The sequence below is a fragment of the Shewanella sp. P1-14-1 genome (assembly GCF_001401775.1).
Taxonomy (GTDB): Bacteria; Pseudomonadota; Gammaproteobacteria; order Enterobacterales; family Shewanellaceae; genus Shewanella; species Shewanella japonica.
Genome location: NZ_LKTL01000133.1, coordinates 1 through 233, shown reverse-complemented (window position 1 = coordinate 233; position 233 = coordinate 1). Strand labels below are relative to the sequence as shown.

Sequence of the window (233 nt, the reverse complement as noted above, 5' to 3'; positions counted from 1 at the left end):
TATCGATTTAGAAAAAAAGTACTTAGCCGAACGCTCTGGATTGCCAAAGAAAAAGGCACGGTAAAGCTAGCGGCAGCGAGTCGGCAATTCAATTTATCAAGACAAGCGATTTACCAATGGAAACAACGTGCTGAAACAAGAACTGAAAGGCTTAAACCCGTTATGTCTATGGTGAAGTATTGGCGCCAGTTTATGCCAAGATTGGGGACACGTAAGCTCTACCAGCTCATCAA

1 protein-coding gene is annotated in these 233 nt (G+C 43.3%); it reads left to right on the top strand.

All coding sequences use genetic code 11. The features are described from left to right. A partial coding sequence (locus AN944_RS21250; RefSeq protein WP_144430250.1) for a helix-turn-helix domain-containing protein occupies positions 1-233 on the top strand: 233 nt, incomplete at both ends.